Here is an 18,751-nt window from a genome sequence, read left to right on the forward strand (position 1 = left end):
GCTCCTGTGTCGTTACAGTGAATGGATGCGGACGTCGAAGGTGTCTGCCTCGAAGCGTAGCGGATTGCACAGCGGCCGCCCGAAGAGTGCCAGGTCGATCTCGAAACGGTCACCGTCGCGGGTCTGGACGCCGTCGGCGAAGCTCAGGGTCGCGGTGCCGAAGAAGTGCACATGCACGTCACCAGGTCGACGGAAGTTCGCGTACTTGAAGTGGTGATGTTCGAGATTGGCCAGGCTATGCGCCATATTGGCCTCGCCGGTCAGGAACGGCTTCTCCCACAGGGTCTCGCCATCGCGCACGATGCGGCTGGTGCCTTCCAGATGCTTGGGCAACTCACCGATCAGAAGTTCCGGACCGAAGCTGCAGGCGCGCAGCTTGGAATGCGCCAGCCACAGGTAATTGAAGCGCTCGGTCACGTGATCGGAGAACTCGTTGCCAATGGCATGGCCGACCCGCCACGGACGGCCATCGTCGCCAATCACATAGAGGGCGGCCAATTCCGGTTCCTCGCCGGCATCCTCGGCGAAGGCTGGCACCGGGATTGGGGCTTCCGGGGCCACGATGCAGCCACCGTCGCCCTTGTAGAACCACTCCGGCTGGGCACCGCTCTTGCCAGGCGCGGGCTTGCCGCCTTCGACACCGAGCCTGAACATGCGCATCGAATCGGTCAATTCGCTGTCGTCGGCCTGGGGCTGGTTTGAGGGCTGGGCATGCATGGCGTCGCGGGTATCGGCACTGCCTAGGTGTGTCAGTCCGGTGCCGGTGACCAGGCAATGTGCCGGATCGGGATGGGTCAGCGGCGGCAACAGGCGGCGCTCGTCTATCAAGGCCTGGTAGTCGAGCCGGGTGTCGGTCAGCGCCGACTCGATGGTGTCGCCGAGCGATTTGCCGGCCGCGATGGCGCGCCGGGCCAGCGTGTAGGTGTCGGCGTCGAGCAGCCTGACCTGTTGTTCGTTTTCGACCAGCGCGGCACACACCTGGCCTTGGTAGTCACATTGAATCAAGCGCATGGGGGAGTCCTCGAAAGGGGGCATCGTCGTTGGTCAAGCGGTGCCGTGTTGGGCAAGATCACATTTCCATGCGTGACGAGCGGGTCGCCAGCGCACCGGCGACCCGCGGTCGGTTGACGTAAGTCGGAATCAGAGAAGGTTGCGTGAGCGCAGGAAGGCCGTCGCCGAATCGTAGATCTTCTGGGTCATCTCGTTCTCATCGGCCCACTCTTGCCATTCCTGCTCTGCCGCAGCACTGAACTTCTTGCGTTCCTCGGCGGGCAGGTCGAAGGGGTGGACATTGGGGTCGTCCTGGAGCTTCTGCAGGGTCTCGATGTCCTGCGCCTTGAGACGCGCGATCAGATCATAGGCCATGCCGTCGAAAGCCGTCTCGAGCGTTGCCTGCAGGTCTGTGGGCAAACCGTCCCAAATATCCTTGTTGATCGACACGGCAATCATCGGCATCGAATGGAAGCCCGGATACAAGGGATAGGGGGCGAAGGAGTGCAGGCCCATGGCGTCATTGTTCGATAGCACCGTGGAGTCGGCGGCATCAATGACCTTCTTCTCCAGGCCGGTATAGACTTCGGAACCGGGCAGGTTCACGGGGGAGGCGCCGATACGCTCGAAGATGTTGTAGACCATGCCCTGCGGAGCGCGGATCTTCAGGCCCTGGAAGTCTTCGAGGGTTTCGATGGGCACGGTGGAAGGCACCGATTCCAGCGGGAAGGTCGCCGCTCCGATCAGGTGCACGCCATAGGGTTCGACCAACTCGTTGTAGAGGTCTTCACCACCGCCCTGCTTCATGTATTCCAGGAAGTCGTAGGGGTCGTTCCAGGCCCCCACCAGGTTGCCGAGCATGCCGAAGGCCGGATTCTGGCCAGAGAAATAGCTGGGATCGGTCATATGGCCCTGGATGATGCCGGCACTGACGGCGTCCAGGGTTTCGGTCGGCCCGACGATGGCGTTGATCGGCATCACTTCGATTTCGACCCGCCCGTCGGTCATGCGATTGATCTTGTCGGCCCACTCCTGCTTGATCTTGAAGCTCGGCTCGCCGGAGGTCTCCGATGCCTGGAACTTCCATTCATAGTCGGCCGCCTGGGCCGTGGATAGACCGAGCAACAGTGCTGAGCCGGTGAGGATCAGGCTGTGCTTGAGGTTGAGCATAGGGGGAACTCCATCGGGTGTTGTTTTTTGGTTTTGTCTGGTGCGTGGTCGGATAAATGTTGAACATATGGTGGCTATGTTCAACATATACTTTGGTAGGGTCGAGTTATACTGGTAATTTGGTTTAGGTTGCATACCTCGACGAGAACACGCTTTCAACCCAACCACAGGTAAGCGCATGCCTCCCATCAATCTTGGTCTCGTAGGCTTTGGCAAGATCGCTCGCGACCAGCACCTTCCGGCCATCGCGGCCAACTCCGGCTATCGGCTGGTAGGCATTGCCGACCCGCATTCTCGCCTGGACGGCGTGGCGCATCATGCATCGCTGAAAGCAATGCTCGACGCGACTCCCGCACTGGATGCCGTGGCGATCTGCACGCCGACGCATCTGCGCCACTCCCAGGCGCGTCTCGCCCTCGAACACGGCAAGCACGTGCTGCTGGAAAAACCCCCCGGTGCGACGCTAAGCGAAGTCGATGAGTTGAGCGACTTGGCCGAGCGGCGGCAGCTCACGCTCTTTGCTGCCTGGCACTCGCGCTTCGCGCCTGGTGTGGCTCAGGCGCGACAGTGGCTGGCTGGGCGCGAGATTCGTGCCGTCGAGATCGAATGGAAGGAAGACGCGAGGGTCTGGCATCCCGGTCAGACGTGGATCTGGGAGCCTGGTGGGATGGGCGTTTTTGACCCGGGGATCAATGCGTTGTCCCTTGCCACCGAGATCCTGCCGCGGCCGTTTTTCCTGCGTTCGGCGAATCTCGCGGTGCCGAGCAACTGCCAGACGCCGATCGCCGCCGACCTGGCGTTCAGCGATGTCCAGGAGACGCCTATCCGGGCAGCCTTCGATTTCCGCCAGACCGGCCCTCAGACCTGGGATATCCACGTCGACACCGAGGCGGGCCGGCTGAGCCTGACCCAGGGGGGGCGTCGCCTGAGCATCGACGGGCGCGTGGAGCTGGAGGCCGAGGAACGGGAATATCCCGGTCTGTATGCTCGCTTCGCCGAACTGGTGGCGGGGCGGACCTCCGATGTCGACGTGGCGCCCTTGCGGCACGTGGCGGACGCGTTTCTTCTCGGCCGCAGGAAACGGGTTGCCGCCTACGTCGAGTGAATTTCGGACGAAGAAGCAATCGACGACGGCGGCAAGCACTGGCAGGTAGCGTACGGTGAACGACTTTATTGGGAGGCCGCCGTTTTCGCCTCAGAAGGCGACGGCTGCGGCGGCAGAAACTCCGAGTCGAACATCGCCCGGTCCAACCGCTGTGCCCAGGCCATGACCGGGATCATCTTGTCGTCCGGTCCACCACGCACCGGATTGACGAACTCCCAGGCAATTTCTCCTTCCGGCGTCACCTCCAGGAGGCGTCCACCGTCCGATTCCGTGATCAGCGTATTGCCGTTCGCAAGACGCTGCTGATCCCCGCGGATACGGCTCGCGAATGGTTGCTCCGGCGTCCCGCGATACTGCCAGACGATCTCCATCGTCTGTGGATTGAACTCGATGATGCGCGACTCCCCCTCCGCCTCATCGTGGTTTCCGCGGTTGTCGAACAGCAGGATATGGCCGTTCGGCAGGATGTCCGGGTCATGTTGCGCATCCCAAGGGCCCCGTGTGACCCAAGTGAACTCCTCGGTCCCGGGGTCGAATACGGCAATCACATGAAGGGCACGGAAGGAGAGCAATACCTGGCCTTCTTCAGCGAAAGGAAAATTCCTGGCCTTCTCTCGGTCGATGTATTCGACGGTATTGGTATGCAATGGATCCCACAGGCTAAGACCGGGCACCGACTCCAGCAGACGTCGATATTGCGACTCGCCAAGCGTGGTGACCAAGCGGGTCTTCTGTAGCTCTTCGCCATCCGGCGACAACACGACAAGGAAATCCTCGAGCCGCGGCTGTTTCCCCAGCACGTCGACCTCATCATCGACGACCTCATGGGTGAGCACGTAGATCTTGCCATCCGGGGCAATATCGAGTTGATGATGGGCACGTCCCGGGTAACTCCAGATTACGTTGGAATCGCGATCGAGCTTGACGACCCCGTAACCATATGGCGTATCGCCATTGCCTTCGTAGAGCGCGACCAAGTCGCCGTTCGGAAAGGCACGCGCGTTGCGCATGTGCACGAACTCGTCGGGGCGTGGTTTCTCGATGCTGCCGACACCTTCTTGCCAAATCTCGCTGAACGGGCGGCGCCACTCATGCACCACGTCGCCGTCCATATCGATCAGGTATGCTGCGGAGGCATCGCCCGAAGTATAGAGGGTCAGGCCATCCCGCGTCTGATTTGACTCGTGAATGGTCACCCCCTCGTCGGAACGGCGTTCCTCGCGCCAGATGTCACCCGCATAGACGTCGCGGTATTGCGTGAACTGATTATAGAGCGCTATGCCAGCCTGATAGGCACGCTCGATCTGGGGGCCGGGAAAGGTCTCGCTCACGGCCATGATAGCCCCGGCAAGAAAGATGAGGGCCATCAGCGCTAGCCATGAGAGGGTACGAAAAATCTTGTCCAAAAGGGAAGGCTGCTCGGTCGACGTCGAGCGCGTGTTGCGGGTTTTCGATGTGTCCATATCTTACCCTGTCCGGTTCAGTGGTATATGCTCCACCCCCTTCCTGTCATTGTCAGGCTCAGGTTGGTAGCGTATTGCTTCCGCAATACGACAACAGAGCAAGAGATTAGTGCCTTCTTCGATCCGCTTTTTTATGTGAACCACCGCTGTAACGGTGATGATGAAATATCATTAATACTGATGTATGAATGTGTGTAGTGATATCAAGAGGTCGTTGGTTTTTCAAGGAGGGTATAAATGGTTGCTTCCATCAAATAAAAAATCAAACAAGATAAACATTTTTATTTATATTTTTACATTTAAAAAATGTACTGCTCTTCCATTTTCTACTATAAGATTTTTAGCTCGAGTGGTTTTGTGATTTCTTCATCAACGCAGGGCGTTCGAGGCCGGCGCGTGTGCCGGCCAGGTCAATTCGCACACCAGGAGGGGAAGCTTTAAATAGCCGAGGAAGTATGCTGCTTGCTGCAAGGTGGCGCTAATTGGGCGGCGATTTGCTGTGCCTCACGGTCAGCTCGCCTTCTTGATTCTGTGTCGATATCACTGCCGAAGAGGGTCTTTTCCACGACCACGGAGGACACATCGGTCACTCCGACAAACTTCAGCCAAGATTCGAAATACGGCTTCTGGAAATCGAATTCTTGCGCCGGGGTAAATGATCCCGCCGTGTAATCCAAGCCTCTTGCATATACGACAACCGCTTTCTTGTTGTTAAGCAAGCCGCCGAAACCCTCTTCAGCGTCGAATGAGAAAAGAATGTCCTTCTGTGAGACAAGATCAATGAAATGCTTGAGTTTATAGGGAATGCCGAAATTCCAGAGGGGGATGGAGAAGATGAGGATGTCTGCTTCATGCAGATGATCGGCTAAGGATCGCAGCCCATCCCAGGCGCTCTTCTGCGTCTCTGTAAGGGGCGTGTCGCTGAGTCCGGCATATTTCGCTGCCATGGCGTCTTCATCGAACTCAGGCAGATCCATACGCCAGAGATCCAAGGTTTTCACCTCAGTTGCGGGGTATCGTTGGCAATAATGGGAGATGAATGCCTGAGCGATCTCCAGTGAAGCGGACCGCTGTCGCCGTGGAGAAGATGCAATATGCAGTACAGTAGACATAAGACAGTGCTCCAATATCTGGAGAATTTATTTCAGCACATGAAGGGTAAAAATATAAATGGCGTTATATGATATTTTTTATAAGGGGGTGAAATATATGTTTTTGACCAAGCATTCTTCAAAATCTCGACGAAAATGGTTTTGCATGCTTTACTGAGTCATTGGGCGCGCTTGTGAAAGAGAACGGTATGACCCGGCAACCTATTGTTTCATATGAATTTTCCTGGAACAGGAAGTGCCAGGAATCCGAGTGGGGTATAAGCAATATATTATAAGCCATAACGGTATTTATCACGGAGTGATATGAATGCTTGATCTACTACTGCTCAGAAGCTTTGTCACGGTGATAGACGAAGGTAGCTTCACGCGTGCTGCCAGCCGTCTTCATCTGACCCAGCCGGCAATCAGTGGACACCTGCGTCGCCTGGAAGCGCAAATCGGCAAGCCATTACTGCAACGAACCACCCGCTCGGTCGAGGTGACGCCGGATGGTGAGTGCCTGGTTGGTTATGCCCGCGCCATACTCGCGCTGAACCGGGATGCCATGACGCAACTCTCGCGCTCCACCTTTCAAGGCAATATACGCATCGGGGTCGCCGAGGATTTTTCGCACCCACGACTTCTGCGCACATTGCAGGATTTCATGCAGGATAATCCGAAAATCGAAATCGGGGTGCGGGTCGGCATTCCCGGTGACATGATCAACGCGATGAAGAGAGGATATGTGGATCTGGTGCTGGGTGCTCAATGCGGCGCACGTGAGCCAGGGCGGCTGCTATGGCGCGAGCCACTGGTATGGGCCTGGGCAAGCCAGGCGGCAATCCGCTTACCATCACCGCTCCCCCTGGCGCTGTTCCCCGAGCCGTGCCCTTACCGTGAGGTCGCGCTTGCCAAACTGGCACAGTCAGGTATCGCCCAGCGTACTGCCATGCTGTGCATGAGCGGAGCCAGCTTGCGCGCAGCTGCGACGACCGGTTTCGCCATTGCCCCCATGCCCGCCAGCCAACTCTCGCCGGGGCTAATGGCCTTGACGCAAGAGCATGGCCTGCCCCAGTTGCCGGATGCAGAGTTCATGCTCATTACCAGCCCAACCGGAGACCAGGCAGTGCTGACCGCACTGGCGGACAGCATTGTCGAGAGTTTGACTTCTCGCGCAGTGGCCGAACCGGCTTGAGTATGGTTTCTGTTTTAAGTGCCTGAATTTTCCCCATGCATGATAAATACTTGGGCGCTGCTCCACGTTAGCTCAATCATTTATCAAGAAACGTGACTTATTCTTGGGGCAGGCACATTTTAAACTGAAGCGATTGCTCGCTTCGCCGTGACAGCCCATTACTGGACAGCCAGTCAATAAACAACAGCGCCGTGTTGCATAGTTGAGGACAGGAGGCCTCTTCGATGAGACCCATACCACTCCGCCCTTTTCGTTTGCCGACTTCGTCACAGGATGATTTGCCCACTAACGCCTTCAGCATGGCACTCGAGCTGGCGCAGAGAATCGTGACGGCCAGGCAATCACAAGCACCTGGAAATGGCACCTCCAGCGGAGTGACGATCCACAAGATACAGTCCGGGAACACGACTCTCGACGTCGGTGGAGATTACGGCTACACATTGCCAAATCTGGAGTTGATGGTTCCGGTACTGCATGACAATTCGGATGTCGAAGTCGAAGACGACACACTGAAGATCCGCGATGAAGCCCTGTTCCAGGCCGTGAAGACAGCCGTCGAGCCGTGGGACGATTATCTCGAGTCCGATGAAGGAGTACGGCAACTTCAAGCAGGGGCGGAGGGAGACGGCGCTGTCGAGGATATTGCCGGAAGCATCGCCGAAAATGTCGGCGAGGACATTGCTGAAGATGTCATCGAGGATGTCACCCAGGGCCAGAGTCTCGACGAGGTGGCCGAATCACGCGGGATATCCCGCGACCAATTGATCGCCCGGTTGGAAGCGGCGGGATTTGATGTCACGACAATAGAGCCGACAAACAAGAACGGTGATGTCGAAGGAGTGGAGATTCGCCAGACGACGGCCGACGAGGGTGCTGAGACGGGCAAGTTGATCGTCGGCTCCTATGACGACCATCATAATGACGCACGCACCACGCGCTATACCGACGCCGATGGCAATAAGATCCGCCGAGTCGAATATGCCGATGGTGAGATCAGCGAATCCGTTACCGATACTGAAGGAACCGAGACCACTACCGTCACGAAACCCGACGGCACGGTTGTGGAGACCGTCATCGAGGCCAACGGGCGCCAGACCAAGACAACCACGGAGCCGCCGGAGAACGGCAAGCTCATTACCCACGACGTCAAGCCGGGCGAGTCCCTGAGCGAGATAGCCGGCCAATACGAAGGAGTGGAGGGATGGCAGGATCTTGAGCCGGACAACCGCGACTTCTTCAACGACCGTAACCCGAACCTTATCCATCCTGGTGAAGAAATCACCATTGGGGGTGGACGGACCACGGTAGAAGTCACCCACAAGGGCTATACGTTGACGACTGAGCCGGATGGCGAGATGAGCTTGCGGCGCCACGAAGATGGGGTGAAGTTCGATATCGAGCAAGGTTCTCCAGAGGCCTCGCTTGTCGAATTGCTGATGGAAGTCAATCTCGACAGCCATGATCCACAGAAAGCTAAAGAAGCCGAGATCATTCAGACAGTAGTCGAAAAGGCGCTGGCTGGAAAAGCCATTGAAGCTTTCAAAGGACAAGGGGAAGGGCCACAGCAAGCTATCAACGAGGGAAAACCAGGTCGGAACGTGACCCTCGAAGATCCTTATGGCGACCCTCCAAGTGAAGCACCGCCCTCAGGCGGCGACTGGGTGCCAATGCACGGGGTCTGGCTGGACCCGGAGGTTGCATCAACGATCGCCGCCCAAAATGTCACACTTACCAGCCTGATCGAAGCGCAGGCACAGCTGGATGTCTACGCCCTCGATCCAGACTATAAAGAAGCCATGACCAATGCCGGCGTGACTCTGGACGAAGCGTTCGCCCCCCATGGCCTGAGTTGGATACGCCCAGACCCGAAAGGCAAGCAGAAAGGTGCCGAAGAACGCTTGGAACAGGTTGGCCAGGCTAAAGAGGAATACCAGGAAACACAGAAACTTCTCAAACAGGCGATCGCTAAACAAGAGGAGATGGCACCGCTTCTTACTCCTTCCTTTGAAGTATGCAAAGAGGATGACACAGAGGCCGACATACAGCGCCGAGCGGATAAAGGAGATAAGCGAGAAGCTGCACAAGCCCAAGTCGACGCCCTCTTCTATGGAGCGGGCCTGCACAGTAGCAAGGGCGACGACCTGCTTGCCACTCATACCGTTGATCAACTTCGCCACCAGCTCGAGAACACCGATCCCGACACGAAAGCGTATCGAACTATCGAAGGCGCCCTCAAGGATGCAGAAGCCGTTCAGAAGAAGACGGGTAAGCAATTGGAAACGGCTCAAGCCTATTACGACTTCTATGCAGCCAAGAGTGAAGCCGGAGAACTAAGGCTGCAAGCTTATGATAAAAGAGATGAGCTGCTTGCTGTCTTCAACGCCGAGAAAGGTCTTCTGGAAGAGGGAAAACAGTTTTCCACCGTAGGAGGCGACTACCTGGGCGAGTTTACTGGCCAACAGGTTATTGAAGAGCGAGAGGATGGGCTTTGGGTCATCACTCACTTTGAAGAAGGGACCACGGATGAACCGCTGGCCCCCGACGAAATGTCATCCTTTTGGGAGGAGAACCGGGATCCCGAGCTCACGAGGCAGTGGCTTAAACTTGTCGATAATCGACAGGAAGCGCATGAGAATGTTGCCCACGCGGGTAGGGATCTCCACCAAGTATTGGAGGATCAACTCGGTGTCACGCTCGAAAACCTCGGCACCGAGACCGGCGACCTGAAGCAGGAACTGGATGAACTGCTCAAAAAGCATGGTCCAGGAAGCACTGAGCGCCCCGATGATGCGCTTCCCGATGGCACCGAGCCGGTCAAGATTACCATCGGTGATCATGAGGTTCAGGTAATTCCACAGGTTGCGGAAGGCTATGAAGAAAACGGATTGGGTGCGTTAACGGAAAGTGGTCAGCCGATAGGAATCGAGATCGATGGGGAGTGGCGATGGGTCCATCCCGAAATGGCCATCACCCGTATTGCCTTGGATGCCGCAAAGGACCAAGAAAAGGATCAAGGTCAAGTTCTCTCACAAGCCCAGGAAGTCGCCAGGCGCACTGCTGAGAGATATGACTTACTGGCCACCCAGTCAATGCAACGTATGGGAGAATCGGAAACGGAGTACAATGCTTGCCTGGACTACGGTTATCTCGACGAACAAGAAGAGCAGGCGCTGGATAGTATCTATCAACCTCTGTTCCAAGAGCTCTACAAGAAGGAGGGATTCGATAACGAATTCGAGCGCTTGGGTGCAAGCGACATAAAGGAAAGGGTAGGAAAAGTTCTGGGATTGAATGGAGCTTCAGAAAAAAATCGTGAGTCGCTGGAAGAAGTCACAGAAGCCATTCATGACATTGGGGGAAGCAATCCCGAGATCAACGATGTTCCCTTCTTCTATGTCGATGACACGGTAGGTAAGACGCAAGCGGCATTGATTGCTGTCAGAAATAGTGACGGCGATATCCGGTATGTCGATGCGACTGGAAAGGATTTCTCGAGCCTAGAAGACTTCGTAGACAATAACGATCAGTTCAGTGAAGAAGGCAAATTGGTCGTCCCGAAAGGGCTTGAAATGAAGCCCGGAGAGGACAACACCATTCCTCTCGAGGTCGTCAATGCGCGCAATGTTTCGATATTTGAAAAGAGCGTCGACCCCCTCGTGGGCATTGGCACTGGCATTGCCACGGCTCTGTCCTTCACCCCGGCCGCGCCTGTGGCGGCCCCACTAGCCTACTTAGGGGGCGGTTATCTTGGCTTCAGAGCCGCGCAGCATCAGATAAACCATCTCCAACATGGCGGCGACTGGTACGATTGGGAATCGAGCATGAACTACCTCTCGGTTGCTACCACGCTCCTGCCCGTAGGCTCCAGTGTCCTGCGCACCATCGGCATGCCAGGCATGATGAGGGGTGTCCACGGCATCCACGTAACGAGAGGGGAAGCCTTCCTGACCAGTATTGGCGCCGTCAAGCCGAGTTCGATGCTTGCCGGCCACGCGACAACCTACCTGCGGAGCACCGATGGGTTGAACCGAATTGCCCGAAGTTTGGATTGGGGGGCGATAGGTACCGGTGTGCCGCTCATGGCCATGTCTGCTTATAACCTGGTCGTTAATGGCGACCAAATGTCGGATATCCAAAAGACAGAGGCCATCGTTGGAGGGCTGACGGGCCTCGTGGGAACGGGGCTGGGTATTCACGGGCTTTGGCGGACCAGGCCTAATCGAGGGACACAAGCCATAAGCGGAAACGGACCCGACCCACAAGCAGGAGGAAGTGGCCCGAACGTCCCGCCTGGAGGACCAGAACTAGGTCCAACACCAAACCTGGTCGTTTATGAAGCGGGCCCCGATGGCGTCTATCGCCCCACCGATGAAAGGGTTTCCCACGACCCTAGCAAGACCATCATTCGCCATGAAGATATCTCGGATAGCGATGTGTCGCAGGCGGCTCGCACCACACAGGACATAGCCGCACTACCTGCTCGCGATCACCAAGAACTTGAAGGTTATCACCCCTCCCACCCTACTCGATCTCAATCGTCTTCACCTGAGATGAGCGAAAGTGCAGCAGTCAGTCACAATGGGTCATCCCCGCGGCACTCATATAGAACCATTCAAGTCGATGGCGCGCCAGTTGAGGTCAAGTTCCTGTCGGGGCAACCGCCCAAAAGCGACGAAAGTGTCTATGTATTACCGGATGATGGTCCGCGCGCAAGTACGGAAGAGCTGGTTGCAACGGGCAAGACCCACATCATCGGGCTCAATCCGAATACCCGAGAATGGGAAGGCGCGCCGTTGGTGCTTGGGGCATCGGAGGATCATGCATCGTCACAACCTTCCAACACTGAAAATCGAGTTAAGATACCACCCGTTGCTTATTACAAAGAGCCGAGTACCAGTTGGATCGGAGCGCGAGTTCCTGGCCACCCAGATGCTCATGTCAACATGATCATCGAGAACCCTGGGATTCCTGGAGAAAAAAATCTCGGGGATCGAGATGTTGTCGAGATTACACATATCTATCGCGGCACTCTTCCGCGTCATGGAGCAAGTGAACTCGCGGCACAGGTACTTGAGACCTATGGCGTTCGCCCTACTGAAAAGCTGATTTTCAGATCAGTCGAAAATGAAAGCGCACTCCTTGCCTATGCAACTGAGCAGCCAGCATCGGAAACAAACTTGGCTCGTACTGGAGAGCGAATCCTCGATCTCCTTGGACTTAAAGCAAGCAGCTGGGAGTTTATCACCAGTGGTCGTGGGGGGCTTGATATTGTCGGACACATTGATCCGCTGTCAAGGAAAAGCCTGGATCTCGAGGCACAGCAAAACACGCGACTCGAAACGTTGGATACCGTTCTCAATGACTACCTGAGTCCCAATGCCTCACAAAATCATGCACGCATCACTGCCGAGGTGATTGATGCAGAGCATATTTATGCCTTCGACAAGCAGATGACTCCACATGACCTTCTGCTGTCGACCGACTTGCACAAGAATAGACAGTGGCGGGATCACCAAGGGCCTATTGTGCTGGATATTCAAAACCCTAGCGCAGTCGCTACCGCTTTTGCCCAAAGGCTTTCCAATATCTACGGCTCGGAAGTTGTCGCGCCGAGTGCCAATGCACCCTCTCAATGGAAAGTCCTGCGCCCTGATCACAACACGGGCGAGCGCCAGCAAGGGTCGGTTGAGCTAATGGATGGAGAACTCATCTTGACTCAGGGAGGGGAGCGCAGGGTAATTCAACCAGATGGCGAGCACTTGGGTGAAATGGTGGGAGCCGGCCTCCATAAAACTGCCATTAGGCTGTACGACAAGGTGCTCGTCATCTATCGCGATGGGAGAGGGCTATATTCCGCCGCTGTAGAGAGGGGAGCTGCGGAGGAATACATCAAACTGGGTGCGCCTTATGTCGCGCCCATCCACGGTGCCATAAAAGCCAAGGGCCACGATGCTCTGTTGATGGATTACTATCCCGCCCACAGCAGTACGATCGAAACGTTAAAACCTTCGCTGCTAAATGAAAATAGTGTACGAAGTCTTAAGGCAATACGACAGTTCATCGAGAAAAAGAATAAAATTCCTAGCGATCTGCAGTTTTTGATTGATCCTGATGGATTTTTTTATCTCCATGATTTTCAGGAGATTCGTTCTCCCATGAACAGCTTTGAGATACACCCTCTCAATCGGTTCATTGATCTAGCGGAAGCTACCGTCCGTGCCCGGCAGAACCCTGGCCCACAGTCACTATCGGCAGCTTATCACCCTGCCAGCGATCCCAATGTCCGCCCGTATGGGCCGGCGGCTACTGCATTCACGCGGCCATCACTACCTGAGCCGACACCATCTTTCCAACTCCCTCATATCATTGCGGATGTCGCACCACGTCAGCCTGCTAGAGTCACCTTGCCAGCAGAATATGCCCCCTTGCCGTCAGTAGAGTATTTCATTGATGGCAATGAGATATCGCTCGATCACTCAGATTCAACAGTTCCATTGGTTCATGTTAATGCCATAGTTAATGACCCATCTGGGATAATCGGTCATGGTCCCGTCACTTCACCAGAGGTGGTGGTAGAGCACTTCTTCGCTTTTTTTGGCAAGAGCGGCACGCCTAGCCCGTCGGGTAGCGGCAGTCGGCTACTAGCAGGTTTACTCAAGCACTTTGAGGTACGCCCCACAGAGCGGCTGATCTTCCGGGACGTTATCAATGAGCAAACCAGAGAAGCTTATGAGCAAGGCGCTGATCCGGCGAACACTGTGCTCGGCCGCTCGGGAGCTAGGGCGCTACAGCGGCTCGGTCTTGAAGCTGCGGGGTTTCGTTTCAAGAGCGGTCCTGATGACTCTCTCGAGCTCGTCATCGATATCGCGCCACAAGCACATCAGGCAACCCATCAAGAAACAGCGCAGGCTCACAAAGGCAGCCCAGCAGAAGGCGTCTTCACGCGTATCAAGAATAGACTTGGAAATGTCCCATGGAGGGAGGACCGTGGCGCGGTATCTCTCGATTTTCTTTTCCCATGGCGCAAATCCAATGAGCCCGAGAATACGACGCAGACGGGAGAAGCTTCCCCACCGGCCGTGCACATGTCCGCGCCACCGGCAGGACAACCTCGACTCTATCGTCTCGACGACTTGGGCGCGCTACGTCAGGCAGTGAACAGTGGCGAAATACCTGTTGGAAATTACCTTCACGTCATACGCACCCAGCGAGCCGCAAACACTTTCGCCTTGAATGACGGCAAGGTGCCATATAGTGGGCGTATCCAGGACAATGGGCGGATCCTTTGGCCGGCCGGACGAACCGGACATGTCGATGACATCTCGGTTACCACCCCGAATGCCGAGGGTCGACAAGTCGTCCAGGTCCGGAGCGAAGGCGCTGATGGACAGCGTACGCACTATGCGAGGTCCAACGATGACGTCTATATCGTGGTGACCGAGCTGTCGGCACAGCAGCTAAGAGGACAGTTCCATAACGGCGAGGCGCTGCCTGTTGCCGAATACCAAGGAGAGAACGCCTGGTTGTCGCCCGCAGCATCGGCGCTAGTCCATCAAACCCCGACATCGACCAGCGAACAACAATCCACCACCTCGCCAGTGGCACACTCTCAAGCGGAGCCCTCTCCCTGGCAACGACCGGAGTATGTCGAACTGCCGGAAAGCTTCGGCTTTGCCGACGGGGACGAAAGCGTCAGCCGCTTCCAGGATGGCTTGTTCGATGCAGCGGTACGCGACCCGGACCGGTTGAGCGCGGCGATTGAAAGCGCCAAACAATACAGCGGCACCGGCGTCTTCCTGATTTCTCCCCAGGCGAAACAACGGATTGTCGGCAATCTGCGAGAAGCTTGGCAACATATCCTCTTCTCTTCGGGGGATACGGTACCGGAGGGATACAGTCCGAGTGACTATGCCTTCCTTCAGGCGCTCGTCGAGCATGTTCAAAGTCACCGTATCATCATGGAAGAGCCCAGTCTGGGGCCAGATGGTTCACCGACGAAGAACGGGGGCACGACACGCTATCGGCTATACCACACCCAGGAAGCGCTGGACGCCGGAAATTTTTCGCAGCGTACTGAGGTCACACACTTCCTCGAACGCCTGCTCAGTGGCTCCCATTTTGTTAGCCAACGAGCCAGTGGCTCCAACGGTGATTTCTACCGCTCATTGGAAAGCTCGCCAGCAGGCGATTTCACTCGCCGTGCCACGGGGCATTCTCATTATCGACGTGGCGTGGTGCTACGCGACGGTCTGGTCTACCCCAACACCGTCACCGGCGACAAGGCACCGGAAACCGCCTCACTGCTCAGCGCCCTGTTGATCGGTCACACTCAGCGGCGCTCTCCCAGCGCCGACACCTTTCTGCAACTCGAGGGCTGGCCGGCCAGAGGTCTCACCGGTATACGTGGCCGCCATGGCCAGGATTTCAGCGTCCACCGCCAAACCGGCTGGAACATCTCGACCTACGGTGCGTCGCCTTTTAGTGAGAAGCACGCCCTGGCCATCTCATTGGTACCTGACACGGTATTGCCCGCACGCCCGTCGACGCCGGAGCCAATTCCCTCGCCTGCCTCGCTAAGAGAGCGTTTCAGCCTAAGCAAGGAGCGTCGTGACGAGGCCAAGGAACGCCGCAAGGAAGTCAAAGGCCACCAGACCGAGAGCAATGTTGACAAAGGGATCGAGAAGCGATGGACCCGCTCGAATAGCTTCAACGAACTACAACATGAGCTCGGCCTGGAGGGTAGCTTCTATGCCGACCACCTCGTGCATGGATTAAGCGAGAAGTCGCCAAGAATATTGGCCGGCATCGTGGCCGATGCCCGCGGTGTAACGACCACGGGAGTCCCCAAGGATGGCCGCGACCTAAAATTCCATGCTGGCAATCTCGACCCCCACGCCAGGTCCATCGTCGGTTATCCCGCCGAAAGCTTTGGCTCTGGAGGGGAGAACGCACTGACCGCCGAACAGGGGCGTTATCGCTTGTCGGAGCACAAGAACAGGAGATTGGGCGAAGAGCACTTGGCGCTGTTGAATGAGGATCCAGAACTGGCAGCCAAGGTCGACCCCCAGTTACGAGTACCGCCGGGATTGATGGGGATGCGAAAAAGATCGGCCATCCAGACGATAGAGAAATTGACGGCCGAGTTTCCCTTCGTCTTCAGTGGCGGCGTACATGTGGTGGCCGAAAGAGGTGTCGCCACCACCATGCTGGGGCGCCGTAGAACCCCGGTCAATCAAACCGTCGGTTTCCGTTTCGACAATCAGGCCCAAGTCGACAATCTATCGAAAATCATCGAGACATCCCAAGAGAGAGGGCTCTTCGTCACCATTGAATCCGGCTGGGGGCCAGTGGCGGTAGGCCAGGACGGGCGACCTCAGGCAGGCACTTTGCGCTATGACCGTCAGTTCCAGGGCATCATGCGGATGGTCAAGCAATACGATGATCCCGAGGCCCCCATCATGCTCAGCGATCTTGGTCTCGACGTCTTCACACGTCCAAACATGGGAACCGTCAAGCTACCAGTGCAAAATGTCGACGGTAATGTGCAACGCATGACCCTGCCGGCACATATCGCAAAAATGGAGCAACTGGTCGCAACTGCGCCCAATACCAAGTTCAGCGTGGGCGAGCATGCAACCCGAGCCCTGGTCGAGTCTCCCGAACTGCGCCAGGCACTGATCGGTTTCATGCAACGCCACCCCGATGCCGTTCTGCACGAGAGCGGTTCGGTCGCCGTCGAGAATGACAGCATGTATCGGCGCACCCTGACCAAACAGTCGCAATTCATCGACGAACTGGCGCAAGTGGACAAGCACCTGGCATGGCGATTCGTACGCGGCAACTACGAAGCGTTGGTCGATGGGTCACGTGCGCGAATGGCCGAGCGGACCCGTCCTTTGGTCCTACAGGAAATCCAGCAACACCGTGCCCAAGGCGACTGGATCGAGGCCAATAGGCTGGAAAACCGGCTGCAAGTAATGGAAGGGAAACTGAAAACGCTCGAAGATAGTCGTATGGTGGCCCATGGCGAAGCACTCACGGCCTTCGACGACTGGCTGAATATGCCCAGAATCGAAACCACGGCGCCAAGCTTTCGCCCCATGACGGAAGTTTCCTTTCCAAAAACACCGCCGCCTGCACAGTTCGATCGCAAGCAGCAGGTGGGTGTTGGCACTCCCTGGGGAATACAAAAGAAAAAGGCCGCGACCTACGTATACACTGCGGCAGCCTTTGCTGCCGGTCATGGCGTCGCCTACGTAGCCGGCAACGCTGCAGAGGGAACCTCTTGGGCGACAGGACTAGGTACCGCCGGTGCATCGGCGACGATATTGCGTGGCTCCTTATCCCTGAAGGAAAACGCGGAGAAGCGTCACAATAGGCTCGCTTGGGAGCGCATGACCGAAAAAGGCCAAGTCGACGAGCAGAACTTCACCGTTACCATGAATCGCTTTGTCGGGGTGGCACGTGAAGCCGGGGTGGCTGAACAGGATATCCAACAGGTCGTGTGGCATGCAGGCCAAATGCAGGCCAATATCGCCCATCTACAGCAGAGCCAGCTACCCGATGCCGCCAAGATCGACGCCATTCTGGCAGAGGTGCGCCGCTTCGAGAATGCCGGGACGGCGGCCCTGGGTATCGAGCCAGGCAGTCTCAGTCCCCTTGACTCACGAACCCGTCGCGGCCGCAGGATCGCTTTTACCAATGCACTTAGCAATGTGGTGAGCTTGAGCACCTATCACTCGATCCCCGGTTGGTTCTCTCCCGCTCATGTACCAAGCCTCGTAGGTCGTGAACGGGGTATCGCGCAGAATGCCTTGCGTGTCATCAGTGGGAAAAGAGGCTCTAATGTGGCGGACCGCAACACCGAGTTGCGGACTCCCTTCAGGTTCATAGGTGCCACGTTACCGGCTGGCCTAGGTGTCTATCTGTCGGTCAACGATGCCATGGCTCTTACCTCCAGTGCCATGAACGGAGACATGTCCGGAGCGGTCACTGCCAGCCGGCAGCTTTTGCTCGATGCTGCTATGGCCGGAGCCGGTGTGCACTGGTTGGCTGGCGAATCGCGCGCGATGCTACGCTACTCACGCCCCGGGTCCGGAGACAAAGAGACCCGTACTCGACGGCTGGCTTGGACATTTGTCGCCATTGGCGCGGCAGCTCTCATCAATGGACTGGTGGAACCGTTGTTCGCTGATGACGAGAAGAAGCCTGATACTACTAACAAACCGACGGCGCCTGATAGCGAGGCTCCGCAACCCATCGAGACTAACGACTCTGAGCGAACGACGCCGCCATCAGAGAGCGCAGCTCCGCAACCGAGCGAGCCTGACAGCTCGAATCGGGACGAACCGACACCACCGAAAAATGAAGAACCACAACCGGATGTCCCCGATGACGCTGTCGAAGATGATGAAACCGACGAGAGCGGGCGCTTCAATCCTGATCTGAAAGATTCAGCGGATTATGAGGAGATCATCGTCCAACAGGGTCAGACAATGGGAGGTATCGCAGTGAGACATGGCCACGATATCGCCGAAGTGGTGGAGCTGAACATGGGCCATATCCCCAACCCCAGCGTCCTTTATCCTGGAGATCGGGTCTATTTTCCACGGTAACCCTGATGCCGCCATACAAAGGATAACGTTGACGATTCTTTTGTGAACGAAATTTTACTTTTTCTTTCATCCTTACGACTAAATTAGAAGGATCGTCTTCGCGTCTCGTACGCAAAGAATCA

General features: G+C 56.6%; 7 protein-coding genes. 3 read left to right on the plus strand and 4 right to left on the minus strand.

All coding sequences use genetic code 11. The annotated features are described in order from the left end of the window. Window positions 1-12: 12 nt before the first annotated feature. Window positions 13-1,011, minus strand: coding sequence for an AraD1 family protein (araD1, locus tag ACFOEV_RS00965; protein WP_386770681.1), 999 nt, complete (start codon window positions 1,009-1,011; stop codon window positions 13-15). 129 nt (window positions 1,012-1,140) lie between these two features. Beyond that, window positions 1,141-2,160, minus strand: a complete 1,020-nt coding sequence (locus ACFOEV_RS00970; RefSeq protein WP_386770683.1) for a TRAP transporter substrate-binding protein — start codon at window positions 2,158-2,160, stop codon at window positions 1,141-1,143. A gap of 178 nt (window positions 2,161-2,338) precedes the next feature. Here ACFOEV_RS00970 and ACFOEV_RS00975 point away from each other — a divergent pair, with 178 nt between their 5' ends. Next, entirely contained in the window at window positions 2,339-3,265 is a 927-nt protein-coding gene (locus ACFOEV_RS00975; RefSeq protein ID WP_386770685.1) for a Gfo/Idh/MocA family protein, read from the plus strand. A 65-nt stretch (window positions 3,266-3,330) separates the two neighbouring features. On the opposite strand, the gene ACFOEV_RS00980 is transcribed toward ACFOEV_RS00975, so the two are convergent. Beyond that, window positions 3,331-4,632, minus strand: coding sequence for an arylsulfotransferase family protein (locus ACFOEV_RS00980; RefSeq protein WP_386770687.1), 1,302 nt, complete (start codon window positions 4,630-4,632; stop codon window positions 3,331-3,333). A 533-nt stretch (window positions 4,633-5,165) separates the two neighbouring features. Further along, window positions 5,166-5,840 (minus strand): FMN-dependent NADH-azoreductase, encoded by a 675-nt coding sequence (locus ACFOEV_RS00985; protein ID WP_386770689.1) that lies wholly within the window; start codon window positions 5,838-5,840, stop codon window positions 5,166-5,168. Window positions 5,841-6,147: 307 nt separating this feature from the next. Between ACFOEV_RS00985 and ACFOEV_RS00990 the strand changes: the two genes are divergently transcribed. Both ACFOEV_RS00990 and ACFOEV_RS00995 read left to right on the plus strand, forming a co-directional pair. Continuing rightward, a complete protein-coding gene (locus ACFOEV_RS00990; protein WP_386770691.1) occupies window positions 6,148-7,014 on the plus strand; it encodes a LysR family transcriptional regulator in 867 nt (288 codons plus the stop codon). Window positions 7,015-7,313: 299 nt separating this feature from the next. Further along, window positions 7,314-18,629 (plus strand): LysM peptidoglycan-binding domain-containing protein, encoded by an 11,316-nt coding sequence (locus ACFOEV_RS00995; protein WP_386770693.1) that lies wholly within the window; start codon window positions 7,314-7,316, stop codon window positions 18,627-18,629. Window positions 18,630-18,751: the final 122 nt, after the last annotated feature.

This window comes from Litchfieldella rifensis, from assembly GCF_042646605.1.
Lineage (GTDB): Bacteria > Pseudomonadota > Gammaproteobacteria > Pseudomonadales > Halomonadaceae > Litchfieldella > Litchfieldella rifensis.

What these genes read in the sequence shown, in the direction of transcription:
- araD1 (WP_386770681.1), bottom strand. Translation starts at nt 1,011, where the DNA reads ATGCGCTTGATTCAATGTGACTACCAAGGCCAGGTGTGTGCCGCGCTG.
- ACFOEV_RS00970 (WP_386770683.1), bottom strand. Translation starts at nt 2,160, where the DNA reads ATGCTCAACCTCAAGCACAGCCTGATCCTCACCGGCTCAGCACTGTTG.
- ACFOEV_RS00975 (WP_386770685.1), top strand. Translation starts at nt 2,339, where the DNA reads ATGCCTCCCATCAATCTTGGTCTCGTAGGCTTTGGCAAGATCGCTCGC.
- ACFOEV_RS00980 (WP_386770687.1), bottom strand. Translation starts at nt 4,632, where the DNA reads ATGGCCCTCATCTTTCTTGCCGGGGCTATCATGGCCGTGAGCGAGACC.
- ACFOEV_RS00985 (WP_386770689.1), bottom strand. Translation starts at nt 5,840, where the DNA reads ATGTCTACTGTACTGCATATTGCATCTTCTCCACGGCGACAGCGGTCC.
- ACFOEV_RS00990 (WP_386770691.1), top strand. Translation starts at nt 6,148, where the DNA reads ATGCTTGATCTACTACTGCTCAGAAGCTTTGTCACGGTGATAGACGAA.
- ACFOEV_RS00995 (WP_386770693.1), top strand. Translation starts at nt 7,314, where the DNA reads ATGGCACTCGAGCTGGCGCAGAGAATCGTGACGGCCAGGCAATCACAA.